Consider the following 20,848-nt stretch of genomic DNA (forward strand, 5'->3'; position numbering starts at 1 on the left):
GATATGTTTTTCCTTTTTAAATAGGAATGGAATACTTTGATTTTTTGACATAAAAAAAAGCACCGGGAAAATGGTGCTTTTTTCATGTATTGTGAATACCTACTGTAAGGTTGGCGAATAGTTTGTTGGGTAATTTCCAATGTCTACCAGATTCCCGGAAGCTTCAAAATTTGATCCGTAGGTGGCATCAATGGCCTTCATAAATTCATTGGCCACTAAAGCATTCCCTCTCGCTGTAAGATGTACACCGTCTAATGAAAATGCCCCGCCGGTTACCAAATTCGATGTCAGGGTGAAATTACCACTTGTAATACCACCAGCTAATAATTGATTATACAAGCTATTAGCATCTACCAATGCGAGCCCCGCCGCACTTACCGCGCTGGAAATGGCCCCGTTAAAATTGGTTATTGCCTCTGAAATTTCGGCTTGTTCAGCAGGAATAAGCACCCATTTATCCGCTAAAGGTATAGCCACACCATTTACGGATAGTGGATTGTTTGGATCTGCCAGGGTGCCAATGAAATTTGCAGCCAATAAAACAAGAAGGTCATCTGCTGTAGCCTGTCTAATTTTTGGCAGTCCTGCAAAAGCAGGGTTTATAGCTCCCAAATCAGTTAAACTTTCATCTTCAATTACCACGGCATTAGTTTCACTGGCCTCAAAACTAATGATTCTGGCTGCTGCCTCTTCAGCTGTAAAAAGCCCTGTACCTTCCAAAGCGGCGAGCGCTGCCTGTATTCCCCCATTATAAGGTACATATTCCTGATTTACAGCTGCGGCTGTTGCAGCATCCAATGGAACCGGGTTATGTGGTACGGTAGTAAAATGTGGTATTTCCAAAACATTGGGTATATTAGCAACTACACCTCCGGCACCTGATGCTGTAAGCGAAGCAATCAAAGCACCAAATGTTTGGTTAAAACCCACTCCAGGAGGTCCGTCAACTGGTGTTATTGGATCCGTTCCATCACCTCCGCTGAGTGCGTATCCCAAAACATCATTATTACCAATCCATAATGAAAAGAAAGACGGTGTCTGGGTTGCCGCCAACTGCAAAACACTAGCGTCGGGGTTTGAGCCCGTCATTCTAATAAAATAAGGATTAGCCAGCCCTAAGGCAAGATTACCCAAATTACCATATCCCGGGGCTAACAGATGAAAACTCTTTGCGCCCGGCACCCCTAAATTGTTAAAAGGACCGGTAGGATTGTTAAGTACTATATCTGTGGTTACCGTTACAGGGCCAATCACAGATTCTAAGGGAGCAGGTCCTGCCCCGTCAAAAATAAACCTTGGATCAAAACCTGGAAGCCGATTCCCAGCTAAGGCTAAACCACCTAAATTATCATTGGTCAAGGGTTGTATAAAACTGCCCCCTCCTGCAACTTCAAATTGTTGTGATAAAATGTTAGGTAATGAATTGTTTTGTCCTGCAATAAATAGCGCCCCATCCGTAAATCCCGCCATCAAAGAATTACCCAAAGCCACAAAATTCGAAAAATCAGCAGATCCCGGGGTGGCAGGTGGTAACTGTACTTCCTCCTCAATCATTTCAAAATCTTCTCTTTTATTACAAGCAGAAAAGACTATTATGCATGCTAATAACCAGATATATTTTATTTTCATATTCATCATATTATAAAGTATTAATTGCCCATGAAACATAATATATGGAACCAATAAACCCTGTTCCAAAAGCAGTAAAGTATTCTTTCCCCAGTATATTGTTACCTCCGATCTTAAATGTTGATTTTATACTGGGTACCCTATAATTAAACTGGGCATCAAGTACATGGAATTCCGGAACAACCCCATTTCCAAAAGTAGCCTCCCAGAAATAGTCATCACTGAACCTATAGGAAATATTAAATCCGAAATTTTCAAAAAGATCCGTATTCCCAAAGGAAGCTTTAAACTTATGTTCAGGTGTATTGAAATTAGACATAAAATCAGGGTTAGCTTCCTGATCAAAATCTTGTTTTGTAAATGTATAGCTTCCGCCCAGATCAAAATTTCTAAATACTTTTAGCGATAGGCCCAAAGATGCTCCATAAGAGTTTATATCCACATCAGAATTTGTATAAGCGCTATACGCTTGAAAGTCACCATTACTAACAGCTGCTACTGAAAGTGAACCATCTCCAACCGTTCCGTAAAAGGGTGCTACAACTACTTCTTGAGAAATGAAATCCTTATAGTTGTTATAATAGGTGCTAAAATCTATAACTAATTTGTCTATTTTTCCTCTGTAACCTATCTCAAATGAAGTTACCTTTTCAGGCTTCACTAAATTAGGATTAGCTATTCTTAAATCACCAGGATCACCCGTTACTCCCAGCGTTTGAACGGAACTGAGGGAATATGAATTATTATAAGCAGCAGATCCTGTTTGGGTTATAGTAGCCGGCTGGCCTAAATCCTGTCCGCCACCACTAACATCGAAGTCTCTGGAGTACCTATCCAGGTTTTCCGGGGCCGAACCTATTAAAATGGCCCTTCCGGCATCGAGCCCTATAAATAAATCCTGTGTTGTGGGATTTCTAAATCCTGTTTGGAATGATGCTCGAACATTGTGATCCCTGTTAATTGTGAGACCGGCGGATATTCTCGGAGAAAAGAAGCCATCAAAAAATTCCGATTTGTCATAACGAATAGAACCTGTAAGTTTAAGCTTCAATTTTTCATTTAACTCTAAATCCTTCTGTATCTGGGTATAGATTCCAAATTCAGAATAGTCAATAGGGCCATCAAAGTCTGTATATATTGTTCCGAATGAATTTAAATTGTAGCGCCTGAAGGAACCTCCAAGTTGGATAGCGGCCCAATCGACCAGATGGCCAAAATTGTAATTACCATCGGCATGATAATACTTAGATGCATCTTTAAACTGAGACCCTGAGGCCAGATCAGGATTTTTAATAACACTTTCAAAAGCATTATTGAATTCTGGTGAACCTGGCAGATAACGTCCGGATTCTGCTTGTGCCCTGGCAGCCGCATGGGCTTGTTCATCAGTGGCCCCTCCTAAAGTAGCCTGAACGTAGGTTCCGGCATATTCACCAAACCAAGTCTGGTCATCTTTCCATCGCCTGTTAATGTTAATCCCCGTGAAAACCATATCATAGGAATCCCCGGCTTTATCTGACACTATATATCCCCTCAGAAAGAAGTTATCGTTTCTAAATTCGATTTTGTGCTGCTGCTGGAAAAACCCATTAATATTATATCTGTTGGTGCCCTGATAAATCGTGGAACCTGTTCCCACTTTACCTACATAGGACATTTCGAAACTTTTTCCTGTTATGGGTCGGTAAAACAAGCCCCAATCCGCTTTGATACTTTCCGCATTATAATTGGTGAGGTCTTCTTCGTTATATCCGGTTCTACTAACATCTACTGAGGGCACTAGTGCATTAGCTCCCTCCGGGAGAATACCAAGGCCTTCTAATGTCACGGCAACACTTTTTATGTCAGCGGATACTTCATCGCCATAGACGTTAATCCCATCATAATCCAGATCTGCCCTTGTACGGGTAGGGTCAAACTTATCTATTTCGCTTGTAGCGGCCCAATCTGTTCCTTTGAGATAGCCAAAATTCACTTTTCCCGCAAATTTGTCTGAGAACTTATATGCGGCCCTTATACCAAAATCTGTATAACTATTATCCCCTGCAGCCTCCTGTGAGGTAATCCCCTGTTTAATTGTTACGCTAATTCCCTGGTAATCAAATGGACTTTTACTGCGCATAAAAAGAATCCCATTAAAAGCATTTGCACCATATAGTGCAGAAGAAGCACCTGGCAATAATTCAACGCTTTGTACATCTGCTTCAATTAAGCCAACAAGATTCCCAATAGGAAAGTTCAAGGCAGGAGTAGAATTATCCATACCATCTACCAACTGCATAAAACGCGTATTGGCAAAGGTGGCAAAACCACGAGTATTCACTGATTTAAAGGTTAAACTGTTGGTGTTTATATCAACCCCTTTTAAGTTTTCCAAGCCCCCGTAAAAATCTGCTGAAGTAGTATTTTTTATTGCTTCAATACTTAAGCGTTCTACCGTTACGGGAGATTCAAAAATTCGTTCCGGTGTTCTGGAAGCTGAAATAACTACTTCATCCAAAAATGTTTGTGTCTCACCAAGAATTACAGTTATGGTTTGATTGTTCGAAGTTACCTCAACCGTTTCCTCCGCAAATCCAATGCTGGTTATCCTTAATTGAAAGGGGGGAACTTCAGAAGTTTCAAGAACAAAATTACCATCAAAATCGGAGGTTGTTCCAATCGCCTTTCCAAGTATTACCACATTGGCTCCTGGAATAGGCTGACCGTTTTCATCCGTTACATTTCCATTCACGGTTGTCTGTGAATAGACTCCAAAGCCCAACATTAGAAGGGAAAAAAGAATGATTCTTTTCATGTTAATTTTGAGTTAAATTAGTATGTTGCCAATATACAGATTTTTTAAATTGTAAATGAAAAAAATTGAAAAAGAATACACTTATGCTGTTAATTTCTCAGTCCGACAGGGCTTCTATTCATAAATCGATAATCAAAACAAAAAAGGCGACCATAAATTATGGTCGCCTTTTTCTAAATTTATTCAAATTCAGTTATTCCACAGTAACTGATTTAGCCAAATTTCGAGGTTGATCGACATTGCATCCTCTCATTATCGCGATATGATATGATAACAACTGTAACGGTATTGTAGTAATAAGTGGGGTAAGACTTTCAAGCGTTTCAGGCACTTCAATTACATGATCTGCTAAATCCTTAACCTGATCATCCCCTTCAGTGACAACGGCAATAATTTTACCATTTCTAGATTTTATCTCCTGAATATTACTTACAACCTTCTCATAATGCCCTTTATTGGTAGCAATAACTATAACCGGCATTTGTTCATCTATTAGTGCTATAGGTCCATGTTTCATTTCTGCTGCAGGATATCCCTCTGCATGGATATAGCTTATCTCCTTCAACTTTAAAGCGCCTTCGAGGGCCACAGGAAAATTATAACCCCTGCCCAGGTATAAACAATTTTCGGAATCTTTATATTCATTTGCGATGATTTCAACCAAAGGATTCGATTGAAGTGCTATCTCAACTTTTCTTGGAATGTTCTCTAATTCTGAAAGGAATTCATGAAATCTAGATTGTGAAAATTCACCCTTTTCTTTTGCCAATTTTAAAGCAATTAGTGTGAGGACTGTTATCTGAGTAGTGAATGCCTTAGTAGAAGCTACGCCAATTTCCGGTCCGGCATGTGTATATGCCCCCGCATGGGTCTCACGTGCAATAGAAGAACCTACTACATTACACACCCCAAATACATAAGCTCCTTTCTCTTTAGCAAGCTTAATTGCCGCTAATGTATCAGCTGTCTCACCGGATTGTGAAATAGCAATTACCACGTCGTTTTCAGTAATTACAGGATTTCTATATCTGAATTCTGAAGCATATTCTACTTCCACAGGTATTCTTGCCAAATCTTCGAAAATATACTCAGCTACTAGCCCTGCGTGCCAGGAAGTTCCGCATGCCACAATAATTATCCTATTTGCGTTGAGAAATTTTTCGAGATTCTGATCAATACCAGACATTTTAATTATGCCCTGATCAACCAGTAATCTTCCCCTGTAAGTATCCTTGATAGCGCTTGGTTGCTCATAGATCTCCTTTAACATAAAATGATCATACATCCCTTTTTCAATTTCCTCAAGATTTAATTGAAGTTCCTGCACCAGAGGGTAAGCTATAGCATCATTCTTTATCTTCCGTAGTTTAATTTCTTTGCCAAGGCGAACTATAGCCATTTCCTGGTCTTCGAGGTAAACCGCATTATTGGTATATTCAATAAAAGGCGAAGCATCGGAAGCTATAAAAAATTCATCTTCTCCGATACCAATTGCAAGAGGACTGCCCAATTTCGCTACCACAATTTCATCTGGCTTTTCAATATCGAATACAGCAATGGCATAGGCGCCAACTACTTGGTTTAAAGCAATCTGAACAGCTTTTCCTAAAAGGACATTTTCCTTTTTCTTTACTTCTTCAATAAGATTGACAAGAACTTCGGTATCGGTATCCGATTTGAAGGTATAGCCCCTTTTAGTTAGTTCTTGTTTTATGGCTTCATAATTCTCAATAATGCCATTATGGATAATTATAAGATTTCCCGAATTTGAATAATGCGGATGCGAATTAACATCGTTTGGAACACCATGAGTTGCCCATCTTGTATGTCCTATACCAACACTGCCATTTAAGGGAATATCGCTTTCCGACCGCTCTTTGAGATCTTGAACCTTACCCTTAGTTTTAGAAAGATTGATCTTATTTCCGTCGAATAATGCAATTCCTGCACTGTCATACCCCCGGTATTCAAGGCGTTGCAAACCTTTCATAATTACTGGATATGCATCCTTTTTACCAATATAACCCACAATTCCACACATAGTATTACTAATTAAATAGTTAGTAGATGATCAAATTTACAAGAAGAATTTCAATACTATCAGAATTTTCGGTTGTATAACGTAAAAATACTACAAGAAGTATTATCAAGAAGGTTAATTAACCTCTGTATAGAATATCTCCAATTTCAGCTTCAAATCCTCTTCTTCGATAGGTAAATTACTGCCATAAAGAACAGTACTTAGGGGGGTAATTGTGGCGCTCAAGGGCAGATCCGATTCATTCATCATATCTAACACGGCATTTTTAGAAGCACTAATCGACAAATCGGCCGTTACGGAGAGGCCAAGAGTAACATTTGTAGAATCTCTTATTAAAATATCATTAATATGATTCGTTATTTTCATTTTATAACGGACCCCCTTATTGTTTTCTTTTTCCAAAGACCCGCCATAATTAATATCAATTCTGGTTCTGAGGTCTGGATCACTAATTACGGAAAGGTCATAAATTGGCCTGTTGGTCTCCGCATCAAACAGGTATAATGCCGGGGGTTCATCAACTATACCGGCCATGTCTAACATTTCCCTGTCTACATAAAAGATAAGGTTGGCTTCATTGACTATCCAATTATTCGCCTTAATCTGGTTTATTATATCCTCGCCGTTATCTTCCTCAAACAACTGGATCTCAGTATAGGCTCCCGAACCTCCTTTAAGATAAATTCTCCCTGCATTTTCGTCTAAGTCTAATTCACCTGCAATTTCTGAAGGAAATGGTTCATTTATTAACGTATTGACCGCGTTACCACTAATTGCGCCAAAGGTTAAGTCTCTGGTAATTAATGTCAATTCGTATAATGATTCTTCCTTAATAATTTGGTCATCTTCCTGTTTATCATACTCATAGGTAATTGTAACCGTGGCTTCGGTAATATCCAGGATAAGCAAAATATCATCAGTTATAGCCGAAACAGACAAATGAAGTCCCCTGATAAAATCACTAAAATTTGCCTGACTTAATAACTCTGACTGGCCTTCTTTATCTAGAACATTTTGTTGAAAAAATGCAGGATCCAATGCAACCTGAATACCAGGTTGGATTCGCTCCGGTTCATTAAGAGATTCGTCCGCTTCTGTATCGGGATCATCTTCGGGAAAAATTAATGTTTCTTCATCCGATATGGTTACCGAACCATCAAAAAGTACTTCAGAAACAAAATCAGGAGAAAACTCCTGAGACGAGTAATATTCCTGCGATTCCAGAAAACCGGTATCCGGGTCCAAATCTCTCAAAAAGTAAGTAGACCTTTCAACCTTGAAATTAAAGGGTGCATCCCGGTTTCCATAAATACTGTCCAGATCTACTTTCAGAGGATATCTGTTTACATCAATCTCGGTATCATCCCCATCCTTTATACCATCATTATCTGTATCATCACTAAGAGGGTTTGTTCCTATTGATCTTTCATCAGCATCTGTAATACCATCTCCATCACTGTCACTATTCGGATCATCCGGATCTGCGTCAAAAGTATCCGGCACACCATCTAAATCTCTGTCCCCGTTTGGGTTTTGAAGATATGGGATATAAAGTATTACTTCTTTAACCGTTTCATTCTCCTGAATTGAGGTTGCGTCCGGATCCGATGCAGAATCATCTTCTCTTTGCTGCGAAAAGAGGCCAAATGATGGATTACCGGTTCCTCCCTGTAGTCTCAACTGCGAAGTTATACTAGCCTCGGTACTCCCATAAAGCGGATCATTGTATACGCCTATTTGATAGATGGGAAGTTGGTTAGTTTCGACTGCATTAATTTTTTTATTAAATGCAAAAACATCATAAACCGCTTTACTCGTATTAAAGGGATCTCCTCCTATAACACCATCGCCAATTGTAGTTATATCTTCTTCACAAGAAGAAAACGAAAGGAATAGTAGCAAAACTGCCAAAGCAGCGAATACCGGTTTAAAAAAAATTTTCATTGAGCCTATTTTAAAACTTCAGTGCTGTAAAAGTCAGCATATGCTTCTTCAAATTCCTGAAGAGTCACATACGGCAACAGAGGTTTTTGGAGGTTTGTTATGTAATTACTTAAATCTTCTGAAATATCTTCAGCGGCTAAAATAATAGCATCAGAAAAATCTACAGCAACTTTTAACAAATTATTATAGGTGGGTGAATCCAAATGCGAAATACTTTCATCAGCAATTCCATCAAATGAAATTTTTTGCTTCATACTTCCATCCAGACTTCCTTCGAAACCTTTACTATAAACTGAAGTGACTATTTTGCTATCCGCGAATAGAGGTTCATCTGCATAATAGTTTCGTAAATATAAAGGTACAAGTGAGGCCATCCATCCATGTACATGAATAATATCCGGTGACCAATTCAATTTTTTTACTGTTTCTACTACCCCCTTAGCAAAGAAAATTGCTCTTTCATCGTTATCAGGAAACAATGCCCCATTTTCATCTGTGAAGGTAGCTTTGCGCTTAAAATACTCCTCATTATCTATAAAATATACCTGAATGCGCTCTTTGGGTATCGAAGCAACCTTAATAATAAGCGGCATATCCATATCATTAATTACAAGGTTCATCCCAGATAGTCGAATTACTTCATGCAACTGATGCCTGCGCTCATTAATATTGCCATATCTTGGCATAAAAATTCGTATTTGGCCCTTTCTGCTGTTGACCATTTTTGGCGCTTCGTAAGACATTAAGGAAACTTCATTCTCTGGTAGGTAGGGCACTAATTCAGAAGATACAAACAATATCTTTTTACCATTCATAAAAAATGTATTTTGTTTATAGGTAAAACGTAGCTGCAAAATTACAAAAATAATGTAGAATAGCCCTAATTATAGTAAGTTTGCTGGCTGTAATAATTTATTATGTTGATATTTAGTAGCAAAAAGGTTCTAATATCTCATTTATCCGCATTTAAACATGCTTCAAATTCTCTTGGCATGGTCCCAACTATGGGGGCATTACACAAAGGACATCTTGCATTGGTCAAAAAAGCCATCTCTGAAAATGATGCTGTTGTGGTGAGTATTTTTGTCAATCCCACGCAGTTTGACAATAAAGATGATTTAAAGAAATATCCCAGTACATTGGATACAGATCTCGAATATTTGAAAAGCATATCAGATGAATTGATAGTCTTTACTCCATCGGTAACAGATTTGTATTCCAAAAATATTAAATCAAAAGAATACGAATTCAATGGATTGGACAAGAGAATGGAAGGGGAGTTTAGAAGCAATCATTTCTCTGGTGTGGCAACTGTTGTCGAAAAACTGTTCTCTATTGTGAAACCCAACAGGGCATATTTTGGTGAAAAGGATTTTCAACAACTATTAATTATTAAAAAGTTGGTTCAAAAAATGAATATGCCAATTGAAATAATTGGCTGTCCAATTGTCAGGGAACCTGGGGGACTTGCGATGAGTTCTAGAAATGAAAGACTGCCAGAATCCTTAAGAAATCGAGCCTCTTTTATTTATAAAACTCTAATATCTGCCAAAAAAATATTTGGCATGAAAAGTGCACAATATGTGAGGAATTGGGTTCAAAATAAATTTGATGATGCCTCTGATTTCGATTTGGAATATATAGAAATATGTGATCAGGAAACTTTAATACCTGTTAAAAGAAAACAAAAGAATACAAAATACAGGGCCTTTATTGCGGTTTATATCAGTGGGGTTCGACTGATAGATAATATAGCCCTCAATTAATTAACTTTGTCCTATGCAAATAGAAGTTGTAAAATCAAAAATACATCGTGTCCGTGTTACCGGAGCGGATCTTAATTATATAGGAAGTATCACCATTGACGAAGACCTTATGGATGCTGCCAATATTATTCATGGTGAAAAAGTCCAGATTGTGAACAATAATAATGGTGAACGATTGGAAACCTATGTTATTCCGGGACCCAGGGGTTCAGGAGAATTAACGTTAAATGGAGCTGCAGCCAGAAAAGTAGCAGTAGGAGATATTCTTATTTTAATTACCTATGCCAGGATGGATATAGAAGAAGCTAAAAAGTTTAATCCAGCTCTGGTATTCCCTGATGAAGAAACCAATCTATTAAAATAGGTTTGAGTACAAGGCTAAAAAAGATCTTGAAAATCGTACTCCCAATTGCTTTGGGAGTTTTTTTAGTTTGGTATTCTTATTACAACACTTCGGCAGAAGAAAGGTTACAAATAATAAAGTACATCAAAGAAGCCGACTTGTTTTGGGTAGGTCTTTCCATTTTTATAGGTATACTAAGTCATATTTCAAGAGCTGTTAGATGGAATTATCTTCTGGAACCTTTAGGATATTCTCCAAAAGTGTCAAATAATATATTGATTATTTTGATGGCATACTTTGCCAATTTAGGGATTCCAAGGTCGGGCGAGGTGTTAAGAGCAACAGCTCTTGCCACCTACGAGGACGTACCTTTTGAAAAAGGTTTTGGAACAATTGTCACGGAAAGGGTAGTAGATTTAATTGTATTACTACTCATAATATTAATCGCATTATTTTCTCAAACAGAAGTAATACTCAACTTTTTGAATGAAAAAGGATTGGGTTTAACAAATACCCTTATTTTTCTTGGGGTTGGCTTTATAGGGCTATTATTTATCCTTGTTTTTTTAAAACGATCAAGTTCAAGACTGGCTATAAGAATCAGAGATTTTATTAAAGGTTTGCTCGATGGTATTTTGAGTATTTTTAAAATGAAATACAAATGGGCATTTTTACTACACACTATATTTATTTGGAGTGCCTATGTTCTTATGTTTTGGGTAATAAAATTTACGGTCCCAGAAACCATATCTCTTTCGTTTGGGCAATTATTAGTAGCATTCGTTGCAGGAGCCTTCGCTATGTCTACGACTAATGGAGGAATAGGCCTTTACCCTATAGCAGTAAGTAAATCTCTGGCAATTTTTGGTGTTTCAGCTGTTGCCGGTAATTCATTCGGATGGATCATGTGGATATCTCAAACACTCATGGTTGTGCTATTTGGTGCAATATCTTTCCTGATCTTACCGTTATTGAACAGGAATAAATAGCATAAAGCTGTTATCAATCTTTTCAACATGACACGTAATTTTTTTCTATGTGTTGCATTGCTTTTCTGTTCAGGATTAGTAGCACAGGTAACACAGGAGATCTTTGAATCTTTTAAACTTCAGGAAAGAAGGGATGTAAAATATTATATCCCCGAGAATTATACCCCTGAAAAGAAATATCCATTGGTTGTTGTTTTGGATGGTGAATACCTTTTTGATCAGGTGGTCGCTATTTCAAAATTTTACAGTTCTTTCCAGGGAACTCCCGAGGCGATTATAGTAGGAGTATTTCAAAGTGAAAATGATTTGCGGTGGGAAGATTGCGCATTTGAGGAAGACACTGGCCTCCCTGCGGAAAAAGGTAAATTGTTTTTTGAATTTCTCGGTATGGAGCTGATTCCATACCTTAAAACAACTTATAGTACCGCCCCCTTTAGTATGTTTGTTGGATATGATATTACCGCAAACTTTGGGAACTACTATTTATTTAAGGAAAGATCCCTTTTCAATGCATTCATAAGTATTTCTCCATATCTGGCGCCTGAAATGGAAAACAGAATTCCTGCGAGACTAAATGAAATAGATCAACACATTTTTTATCATTTAATCGTCGGTGGAAAACTCGACAATAGCCGAAAAGCTATTTTGCAAATGGACAAGGCTCTAACAAGTATTGAAAAGGAGAGTTTCAATTATCATTTTGATGAATATCCTGATGCTAATGAAGTATCGGTAGCAACCTTTGGCATTGGTAAGGCCTGGGGAAGTATGTTTGAAATTTTCAAACCCATTAGTCCAAAAGAATACAAAGAAAAAATTCTTACTTCGGAAGAACCAGTCTATAAATATTTGGAGGACAAATACAATTCAATAGAGGAGTTGTTCGGATTTAGAAAGGAAGTTGAACTAAACGATATTATGGCCATCTATGCCGGAAGCAGAAAAAAAGATGATTTTGAGTCTTTGAAACCTTTGTCAGAGCTATGTAAAAAAGAATTTCCCACTACCATGCTCGGATTCTATTTTGAAGGAGAATATTACGAAGAAATAGGAGAACCCAAAAAAGCACTTCGGACATTTGAGAAGGCCTTTGGCATGGAAGAAATTGATTTTTTAACAAAGGAAATGGCCCTGGAAAAAATGGACGCCCTAAAAGCAGACTTTGGTTTTTAAATCAACTGTGATCTAATCTTACTAACTACTACAGAATATGATATTTAAAGTATCAACATTCTTTTGATTTTTACAGGAACCACAATATCTTTAGCCAAAACCAGCTTAGGTTCAAATGGCTAAAACAAAAACAGCTTTTTTTTGCCAGAATTGTGGCACCCAATATGCAAAATGGGTAGGTCAGTGCGGGGCCTGCAAAGAATGGAATACGGTTGTAGAAGAGATAATACAGAAAGAAAATACCGTTCCCTGGAAAAGTGCAGAAAGTACTAAAGAAAAAGCTTCAAAACCACTGCTCATTGGACAGATAAATTCATCTAAGGAATTTAGGCTGGACATTTGCGATAAAGAATTTAACAGGGTTTTAGGCGGAGGTTTGGTGCCCGGTTCACTTGTTCTTCTTGGTGGCGAACCCGGTATAGGCAAAAGTACTTTACTACTGCAAATTGCCTTAAGACTTAATTTGCGTACCCTCTATGTTTCGGGTGAAGAAAGTATGAAGCAAATAAAAATGAGGGCTGAGAGAATTCATCCAAATAATCAGACCTGCTATATTCTGACTGAAACCAAAACCCAAAATATTTTTAAACAGATTCATGAAATTGCACCAGATATACTGGTAATTGACTCTATACAGACACTGCATACAGATTATATAGAATCTTCAGCGGGAAGTATATCTCAGATTCGGGAGTGTGCTTCAGAACTAATACGATTTGCTAAAGAAACTAATACCCCGGTTATCCTAATAGGGCATATTACCAAAGATGGCAATATTGCCGGACCAAAGATTTTGGAGCATATGGTAGACACTGTCCTTCAGTTTGAAGGAGATCGGAATTACGTTTACAGGATTTTAAGGGCGCTAAAGAACAGATTTGGATCTACTGCAGAACTTGGTATCTATGAAATGCAGGGTGATGGACTTCGGGAGGTAAATAACCCTTCGGAAGTATTACTTTCTAAAAATGATTCAGGGCTAAGTGGTACTGCCATTGCTTCAACTATAGAAGGCATGCGTCCTTTAATGATAGAAATTCAGGCTTTAGTGAGTTCTGCAGTCTATGGAACACCGCAGCGTTCTGCCACCGGTTACAATGCCAAACGGCTAAACATGTTATTGGCCGTTTTGGAAAAAAGGGCAGGCTTTAAATTGGGAGCAAAGGACGTATTTCTAAATATTACTGGGGGCATTACTGTAGACGACCCTGCAATAGATCTTGCAGTAATTGCCGCTATTTTATCCAGCAACGCGGATATTCCGATAGAGAAAAATGTATGTTTCGCTGCGGAAATAGGATTGGCAGGAGAAATTCGACCGGTACAAAGAGTAGAGCAACGTATTTTGGAAGCGGATAAACTGGGGTTTTCTACAATTTATGTTTCAAAGAACAACAAAATTGCACTTAAGAAAACTAAAATCAAGGTTGAAATGGTCTCGAAAATTGAGGATGTGGTTGTCAAACTCTTTGTCAATAAGATACTTTAAACAAATTTAAATCCTATCTAATTACAAACCATTCCTGAATTGCAGCAAAATTATGGCGCCGGATCGGGTATATCATTATGTACGTCATCAATTCGTTTTAATAATTCATCAGAAAGATCAACTTCTATACTGGATATGTTTTCTTTCAATTGTTTCATAGAAGTAGCCCCAATTATATTACTGGTTATAAACGGCCTTGAATTCACAAATGCCAGTGCCATTTGGGTAAGTGACAAGTTATATTCCTGTGCAAGTTCATAATATTCCTGGGTAGCCTTGTTTGCATTTTCACTAATATACCTATTATAGTTTGGAAATAGGGTGATTCGGGCATTTGCCGGTTTCATACCACCCCTATACTTCCCGCTGAGAACACCAAATCCTAATGGGGAATAAGCTAAGAGACCTATATTTTCCCGCATTGAAATTTCAGAAAGACCTACCTCAAATTGACGATTCAATAAATTATAAGGATTTTGTATCGTAATCATTCTTGGTAAACTGGAGTGTACTTTGCTCTCCTCCAAAAATCGCATGGTACCCCAAGGGGTTTCATTTGAAAGTCCCACATGTCTTATTTTACCTTCAGTAATCAGATCCCTCAAAGTTTCTAATACCTGATGTATATTATCCTGCCAAAAATCTGAAAGATCATGTTTATAACCCCTTTTTCCAAAATAGTTGGTCGTACGTTCAGGCCAATGTAGTTGATACAAATCTATATAATCTGTTTGAAGTCGTTCAAGGCTTCCCTCAACGGCATCAATCAAAGATTCCCTTCTGAAACCTGTTGTTCTTATAAATTTTGTGAATTCCGCTTTTCCTGCAATTTTGCTTCCCAGAATAATCTTATCTCTATTTCCGGTTTTCTTAAACCAATTTCCAATAATCTTCTCAGTGTCTGCATATCTGTCGGGATGGGCCGGAATTGGGTATAATTCAGCGGTATCGAAAAAATTTATTCCCTGTTCAACCGCATAATCCATTTGCTCATGACCTTCTGCTTCGGTATTTTGTCGCCCCCAGGTCATGGTCCCCAGACAAATCTTACTAATTTCTAAGTCCGTATGGGGTAATTTTTGATATATCATAGGCAAATTCTATTCTTTTGAGACCGGGCAAATTTACTAATTCCCTTTTTTACATTATATGAAAAGTAGTTTATTGTTCATCTAATTCCATTAGAATGGGACAATGATCACTGTGTTTTGCTTCAGCTAGAATTACCGAACGTTTAAGTCTGTGCTCCAAAGAGCGGCTGACCATACCGTAATCCAGACGCCATCCTTTATTATTATTCCGTGCATTTGCTCTATAACTCCACCAGGTATAATTATGGGGTTCTTTGTTAAAAAATCGAAAACTGTCTATAAATCCACTATCCATAAATTTTCCTATCCATTCCCGTTCAACCGGCAGAAATCCTGAAACATTCTTATTTCTCACCGGATCATGGATATCAATTGCCTGATGACAAATATTATAGTCTCCACATATTATCAGGTTTGGATATGCTGTTTTGATCTTATCTACATAGGTTTGCAGATCTGCCATATATTGTAATTTAAGATCCAATCTTGCGAGGTTGGTACCTGAAGGCAGATACATGCTCATAACAGACAGCCCGTCAAAATCTGCGCGCAGGTTTCTTCCTTCAAAATCCATATAGTCTATCCCTGTGCCGTATTCAACATGTTTTGGTTGCCTCTTAGATAAAATGGCCACTCCGCTATATCCTTTTTTCTGTGCACTAAACCAGTAATTATAGACGTATCCGCTTTTCTCAAAAATACTGAGGTCTAACTGTTCTTTCATGGCTTTGATCTCCTGAAGACAGATTACGTCCGGGTCAACCTGTTTAAACCAATCCAGTAATCCTTTGTTCAGGGCGGCCCTGATACCGTTAACGTTGTATGAAACTATTTTCAAATCAATTTAATTTGTTTTCAAAAATAGTGAATGTTTATACCATCTTACAAAATGTAATTTATTGTATAACTTCGCCGAATTCTACAAGACCAACTTTTATAAAGATTCTTTAAGAGAACAATATTAATGAAGCGAAAATTTCTATTTTTAATCCTTATCACAAGTTATTTTTACGGAGTTTCACAAGAATCCGAGAAAGATTCGATAACTTATCTCAAGGAAGTTATAATTTATAATCCCGGGAAAATTGATAAAACTCTGGGTATTACTGAAACGACGATAATTCGTGAAAAAGCATTTCAGAATCACAGTCCAATAGATGTTGCTTCATCAATTAACCAAATCTCCGGGGTTTATCTACTTTCCGGGGCATTAAATACAAACCGAATAACCATACGCGGGGTGGGTGCAAGAACACCTTTTGGCACAGACAAATTGAGGTTATATTTCCAGGGTATCCCTGTTACTAATGGCACCGGTTTCTCTACTATTGAAGCGTTTGATTTGGAAAATCTTGCTTCGATAGAGGTAGTTAAAGGGCCTAAAGCAACTGCCTATGGTACAAATCTGGGGGGGGCTATCCTTCTTAAAACAAAAGAACGGGATAGCAAAGGAACCTTATTTGCCAATAATTTTACCTTAGGGTCTTATGGCCTTTTGAAGGATAATTTTAGTTTTGATCACACTACAGATCATTTAACCCTTAATTTGCGCTATAACCATTTAGATACAGATGGTTATAGGGAAAATAATTCCTTTAAAAGAGATGGCTTACTATTGAACGCATCAATGAAACTTAGCTCAAAAAGTTCGTTGGCTGTTTTAGCTAATTATATTGACTACACGGCTCAAATCCCAAGTTCATTAGGAATAACTGATTTTACGGAAAATCCGAGGCAAGCCGCTTTTACCTGGAATCAGGCACAGGGGTTTGAAACCAATAAATATTCACTTCTTGGACTCTCATATACTCTTAAGTTTAGTCCCAAACTGGAAAATACCACAAGTTTATTTTACACTTATCTTGACCATTATGAAGCCCGCCCTTTCAATATTTTAGATGAGTTTACCAATGGTTATGGGTTTAGAACCCAATTCAATGGTAATTTTAGATATAACGATAGAACCGGGTTTTATTTATTTGGCGGAGAACTCTATAAAGACGAATACAATTGGAAAACCTTTGAGAACTTATATCGGGATAATAATGGAAATGGTAGTCTTCAGGGGGATCAATTGAGCGAGAATAAAGAATACAGAAGACAATTTAATGCCTTTGCGACTGTTTCAATTCCATTTACGAATAGGTTCAATATGCAACTGGGGGTGAACGTCAATAAAACTGTTTACGATTTCAGGGATTTATTTAACACAGGTGACACCAACAAAAGTGCAAGACGCAATTTTGATCTTATCGTAATGCCCGGAATGGATTTAATCTATCGTTTTTGGAAAGGAAGTCAGGTTTATGCAAATATTAGCCGAGGTTTTTCTAACCCCGGATTAGAAGAAACACTTACTCCAGAGGGTGTAATAAACCCGGAGATAACTCAGGAAAAGGGAATGAATTATGAGATTGGCACTAAGATGTTATTGGCAAATAACAAACTATGGTTGAGCCTGGCTCTATTCAGGATGCATATTGATGACTTATTGGTTGCACAACGCGTAGGGGAAGATCAATTTATTGGTAAAAATGCAGGGAGTACGAGACATCAAGGGCTTGAGCTAGACCTGAATTATACGATTGATCTCAGTTCTAAATTACAAATGACACCTTTTGCAAGTTATACTCTCAGTGACCATAAGTTTGTGGATTTTGTAGATGGGAATAATGATTATTCAGGTAATCCTTTAACCGGAGTCCCCAAAAACAGGATAAATTTAGGACTGCGAATTAACCACACGAAAGGCTTTTACTGGAATACAACCTATCAATATGTAGATGCTATTCCTCTAACAGATGCAAATTCTTTGTCTAGTGAACCCTACAATTTATTAAATACAAGGCTGGGCTATAAAAAAGAGTTAGTTACTAATTTGCAGATTTCTTTGGATTTAGGCATCAATAACATTTTCAATGTCAATTATGCCCAATCGGTATTGATAAATGCTTTAAGTTTTGGAGGATCTGAACCCCGCTATTATTATCCTGGCAATGATAGAAATTTTTATGCAAGCCTTGGGTTGAATTATCAATTATGATCCAGGCATCATAAGAGCTGTCATTCCGTTTTTTTCAGCCAGTATTTCATACCTACTTCCATGGCAATCGTATGATTAACGGCATCTATTGCTATCCTCTTTTGTTCCATACTATCCCTATGCCGAATGGTTACTGTCTGGTCTTCCAGGGTTTGATGATCCACCGTAATACAAAAAGGCGTTCCTGCGGCATCTTGCCTTCTATACCTTCTTCCAACGGCATCTTTCTCATCATATACAACATTGAAATCCCACTTTAATTCATCAATAATTTTATGTGCTACCTCTGGCAATCCATCCTTTTTAACAAGAGGTAAAACTGCAGCTTTTATTGGAGCAATAACAGCAGGTATTTTTAAGACTGTCCGCGTGGTGCCATTTTCTAATTCCTCTTCTGCCAATGAATTGGATAATACAGCCAGGAACATTCTATCTACTCCAATTGAAGTTTCAACTACGTATGGGACATAATTTTCATTTAGTTCAGGATCAAAATACTGTAATTTCCTTCCCGAATATTTTTCATGGCTGGAAAGATCAAAATCAGTTCTGGAGTGTATTCCTTCCAATTCTTTAAATCCAAATGGAAATTTAAACTCAATATCCGAGGCGGCATCAGCATAATGGGCCAATTTCTCATGATCATGAAAGCGGTAATTATCTTCGCCCATTCCCAATGATAAATGCCATTTCATTCGCATTTCCTTCCATTTCTCATACCATTCCATTTGAGTTCCGGGTCTTATAAAGAATTGAAGTTCCATTTGCTCAAATTCACGCATCCTGAAGATAAATTGCCTTGCCACAATTTCATTTCTGAAGGCCTTTCCAATTTGTGCTATTCCAAAAGGTATTTTAAGTCGTCCGGATTTTTGAACATTTAAAAAATTTACGAAAATTCCCTGAGCAGTTTCTGGTCTTAGATAAAGATCTGTTGCAGTTTCTGCTGAAGCTCCCAGTTTGGTGCCAAACATTAAATTAAACTGTTTAACATCAGTCCAGTTTTTAGAACCAGACACCGGGCAAACGATTTGCAATTCTTCAATCAGGTTTTTAACATCTGCCAAATCTTCTGCCTCTAAAGATTTTCCCAACCTTTTTAATACAGTCTGAATCTTTTCCTGGTAGCCCAAAACACGTGGATTAGTGGCAAGAAATTGAGTTTTATCAAAAGCATCACCAAATCGTTTATGAGCTTTTTTAACTTCCTTCTCAATTTTTGCCTCTATTTTGGCTACATGATCCTCAACCAACACATCCGCACGGTACCTTTTTTTTGAGTCCTTGTTATCAATAAGGGGATCATTAAAAGCATCAACATGGCCGGATGCTTTCCAAGTAGTTGGGTGCATAAATATTGCCGCATCAATCCCGACAATATTTTCATGCATTTGCACCATGGCCTTCCACCAGTATTCTTTGATATTTTTCTTTAGTTCAGCTCCATTCTGCGTATAATCATATACCGCACTCAAGCCATCATAAATTTCACTCGACTGAACCACATAGCCATATTCCTTGGCATGCGAAATAACCTTTCTAAATATATCTTCTTGATTTGCCATTTGGCAAAAATAGAATATTATGGCATTTATTTTTTAAGTCTTGGAAATAAAATGAAATAACACAAATAACAGGTTGTTTATTTCAATTGAAATTCTGCTGATGAAAGTAGTTTTTCATCTTCAAAAACGTTCAGGGTATAGGTCCCGGATTCCAATGACCCTTCAGGTATTGTTATAAAATCGCATACGCTTATCTCATCACCTGAGGATATAAGTTCCACCCTTTTACTATAGGTGTTTCCACTAACAGAAATGACATTAGCATTATCTTCTATAACCCCCATATTCGGGCCGAGAAACTGAAAATAGATAACCTTTTCCTCGTTTCTGTCAGAAGGATTTGCAATAATAGTAACACAGCCCCTAAGTTTTTCAATGGTAGATGCTTTAGTTGTTTTTATGGGTTTTCCACTACGCAGTCTAAAGCCACTTCCTTCCGCATTTTGTAACTGTAAATAACTCTTTATTCTTAATTCCTTGCTAAGCTCCTTATTTTTTTCACGTAAAAGCGCCTCAGCTTCGGCCAGAGAACTGCTTTTACCCTGTAATTCCTCAATCATTTTACGGGTCTCCTCATATTTATCGGAGAGTAGCATATTATTATACTTAAGGAAGTTATTTTTAAGTTTAAGACTATCGTGTTTTATTTCCAGTTCCCGAAGTTCCTTCTTAAATTCCTTAAGTTTAGCTACAGTGAAGTTGAGTCTGCCAACGGAATCCAATAATTGTTGTACTCTATATCTCGAATCCTGTAATTCTATTTCATTTACCTCGTTTAGTGCGGAAAGCCGGTCCACTTCGGTTTTCATTAACGTTAAGTCCTTAACCAGTAAGCCTTTTTCATCCTCCAGATAGTTGATTTGGTTTCTGGATTGGGCATAACTATAGTAGAAAGCTATTAGTATGCCGATAATTACGGCAACTAATGCAGCAAGTATTATCTTATAGTTAAATTTATTATCTTGAATATCCATTCAG

General features: G+C 37.6%; 15 protein-coding genes. 6 read left to right on the forward strand and 9 right to left on the reverse strand.

Annotated elements, in window-relative coordinates:
* Positions 1–99 precede the first annotated feature (99 nt).
* The 5 genes from Q0X77_RS00250 to Q0X77_RS00270 form a co-directional block, all read right to left on the reverse strand.
* A complete protein-coding gene (locus Q0X77_RS00250; RefSeq protein ID WP_297791660.1) occupies positions 100–1,629 on the reverse strand; it encodes a G-D-S-L family lipolytic protein in 1,530 nt (509 codons plus the stop codon).
* Between the two features lie 10 nt (positions 1,630–1,639).
* Positions 1,640–4,426, reverse strand: a complete 2,787-nt coding sequence (locus Q0X77_RS00255; RefSeq protein ID WP_297791662.1) for a TonB-dependent receptor — start codon at positions 4,424–4,426, stop codon at positions 1,640–1,642.
* 193 nt (positions 4,427–4,619) lie between these two features.
* On the reverse strand, positions 4,620–6,467 hold the full coding sequence (gene glmS, locus Q0X77_RS00260; protein WP_297791664.1) for a glutamine--fructose-6-phosphate transaminase (isomerizing): 1,848 nt from the start codon (positions 6,465–6,467) through the stop codon (positions 4,620–4,622).
* 114 nt (positions 6,468–6,581) lie between these two features.
* On the reverse strand, positions 6,582–8,411 hold the full coding sequence (locus Q0X77_RS00265) for a DUF4270 domain-containing protein (RefSeq protein WP_297791666.1): 1,830 nt from the start codon (positions 8,409–8,411) through the stop codon (positions 6,582–6,584).
* A 5-nt stretch (positions 8,412–8,416) separates the two neighbouring features.
* Entirely contained in the window at positions 8,417–9,226 is an 810-nt protein-coding gene (locus Q0X77_RS00270) for a glycogen/starch synthase (protein WP_297791668.1), read from the reverse strand.
* A gap of 102 nt (positions 9,227–9,328) precedes the next feature.
* Between Q0X77_RS00270 and panC the strand changes: the two genes are divergently transcribed.
* The 5 genes from panC (at position 9,329) to radA (ending at position 14,171) form a co-directional block, all read left to right on the forward strand.
* The gene (gene panC / locus Q0X77_RS00275; RefSeq protein WP_297791670.1) at positions 9,329–10,177 is read left to right on the forward strand and encodes a pantoate--beta-alanine ligase; all 849 of its coding nucleotides are present in this window, start codon (positions 9,329–9,331) and stop codon (positions 10,175–10,177) included.
* Positions 10,178–10,190: 13 nt separating this feature from the next.
* Positions 10,191–10,541, forward strand: coding sequence for an aspartate 1-decarboxylase (gene panD / locus Q0X77_RS00280; protein ID WP_297791672.1), 351 nt, complete (start codon positions 10,191–10,193; stop codon positions 10,539–10,541).
* Between the two features lie 2 nt (positions 10,542–10,543).
* A complete protein-coding gene (locus Q0X77_RS00285) occupies positions 10,544–11,509 on the forward strand; it encodes a lysylphosphatidylglycerol synthase transmembrane domain-containing protein (RefSeq protein WP_297791674.1) in 966 nt (321 codons plus the stop codon).
* Positions 11,510–11,536: 27 nt separating this feature from the next.
* Positions 11,537–12,682: an alpha/beta hydrolase-fold protein gene (locus tag Q0X77_RS00290; protein ID WP_297791676.1), complete on the forward strand. Its 1,146-nt coding sequence runs from the start codon at positions 11,537–11,539 to the stop codon at positions 12,680–12,682.
* 115 nt (positions 12,683–12,797) lie between these two features.
* Positions 12,798–14,171, forward strand: coding sequence for a DNA repair protein RadA (radA, locus tag Q0X77_RS00295; RefSeq protein ID WP_297791678.1), 1,374 nt, complete (start codon positions 12,798–12,800; stop codon positions 14,169–14,171).
* A 50-nt stretch (positions 14,172–14,221) separates the two neighbouring features.
* Here the strand turns inward: radA and Q0X77_RS00300 are convergent, their stop codons facing one another.
* Positions 14,222–15,262: an aldo/keto reductase gene (locus Q0X77_RS00300; protein ID WP_297791680.1), complete on the reverse strand. Its 1,041-nt coding sequence runs from the start codon at positions 15,260–15,262 to the stop codon at positions 14,222–14,224.
* A gap of 70 nt (positions 15,263–15,332) precedes the next feature.
* Positions 15,333–16,100, reverse strand: coding sequence for an exodeoxyribonuclease III (locus Q0X77_RS00305; RefSeq protein WP_297791682.1), 768 nt, complete (start codon positions 16,098–16,100; stop codon positions 15,333–15,335).
* A gap of 126 nt (positions 16,101–16,226) precedes the next feature.
* On the opposite strand from Q0X77_RS00305, the gene Q0X77_RS00310 reads away from it, so the two are divergent.
* Positions 16,227–18,305 carry a TonB-dependent receptor gene (locus Q0X77_RS00310; protein WP_297791684.1) on the forward strand — a complete coding sequence of 693 codons (2,079 nt, stop codon included), beginning with the start codon at positions 16,227–16,229 and terminating at the stop codon, positions 18,303–18,305.
* 20 nt (positions 18,306–18,325) lie between these two features.
* Here Q0X77_RS00310 and Q0X77_RS00315 read toward each other — a convergent pair whose 3' ends face one another.
* Both Q0X77_RS00315 and Q0X77_RS00320 read right to left on the reverse strand, forming a co-directional pair.
* Entirely contained in the window at positions 18,326–19,870 is a 1,545-nt protein-coding gene (locus tag Q0X77_RS00315; protein WP_297791686.1) for a glycine--tRNA ligase, read from the reverse strand.
* Positions 19,871–19,947: 77 nt separating this feature from the next.
* Positions 19,948–20,844, reverse strand: a complete 897-nt coding sequence (locus Q0X77_RS00320; protein ID WP_297791688.1) for a hypothetical protein — start codon at positions 20,842–20,844, stop codon at positions 19,948–19,950.
* Between the last annotated feature and the right edge of the window lie 4 nt (positions 20,845–20,848).

Origin of the sequence: uncultured Eudoraea sp. (genome assembly GCF_947258925.1) — a bacterium.
Classification (GTDB): domain Bacteria; phylum Bacteroidota; class Bacteroidia; order Flavobacteriales; family Flavobacteriaceae; genus Eudoraea.

Coding starts and splice junctions, on each gene's coding strand:
- Q0X77_RS00250 (WP_297791660.1), bottom strand. CDS start 1,629: ATGAAAATAAAATATATCTGGTTATTAGCATGCATAATAGTCTTTTCT.
- Q0X77_RS00255 (WP_297791662.1), bottom strand. CDS start 4,426: ATGAAAAGAATCATTCTTTTTTCCCTTCTAATGTTGGGCTTTGGAGTC.
- glmS (WP_297791664.1), bottom strand. CDS start 6,467: ATGTGTGGAATTGTGGGTTATATTGGTAAAAAGGATGCATATCCAGTA.
- Q0X77_RS00265 (WP_297791666.1), bottom strand. CDS start 8,411: ATGAAAATTTTTTTTAAACCGGTATTCGCTGCTTTGGCAGTTTTGCTA.
- Q0X77_RS00270 (WP_297791668.1), bottom strand. CDS start 9,226: ATGAATGGTAAAAAGATATTGTTTGTATCTTCTGAATTAGTGCCCTAC.
- panC (WP_297791670.1), top strand. CDS start 9,329: ATGTTGATATTTAGTAGCAAAAAGGTTCTAATATCTCATTTATCCGCA.
- panD (WP_297791672.1), top strand. CDS start 10,191: ATGCAAATAGAAGTTGTAAAATCAAAAATACATCGTGTCCGTGTTACC.
- Q0X77_RS00290 (WP_297791676.1), top strand. CDS start 11,537: ATGACACGTAATTTTTTTCTATGTGTTGCATTGCTTTTCTGTTCAGGA.
- radA (WP_297791678.1), top strand. CDS start 12,798: ATGGCTAAAACAAAAACAGCTTTTTTTTGCCAGAATTGTGGCACCCAA.
- Q0X77_RS00300 (WP_297791680.1), bottom strand. CDS start 15,262: ATGATATATCAAAAATTACCCCATACGGACTTAGAAATTAGTAAGATT.
- Q0X77_RS00310 (WP_297791684.1), top strand. CDS start 16,227: ATGAAGCGAAAATTTCTATTTTTAATCCTTATCACAAGTTATTTTTAC.
- Q0X77_RS00315 (WP_297791686.1), bottom strand. CDS start 19,870: ATGGCAAATCAAGAAGATATATTTAGAAAGGTTATTTCGCATGCCAAG.
- Q0X77_RS00320 (WP_297791688.1), bottom strand. CDS start 20,844: ATGGATATTCAAGATAATAAATTTAACTATAAGATAATACTTGCTGCA.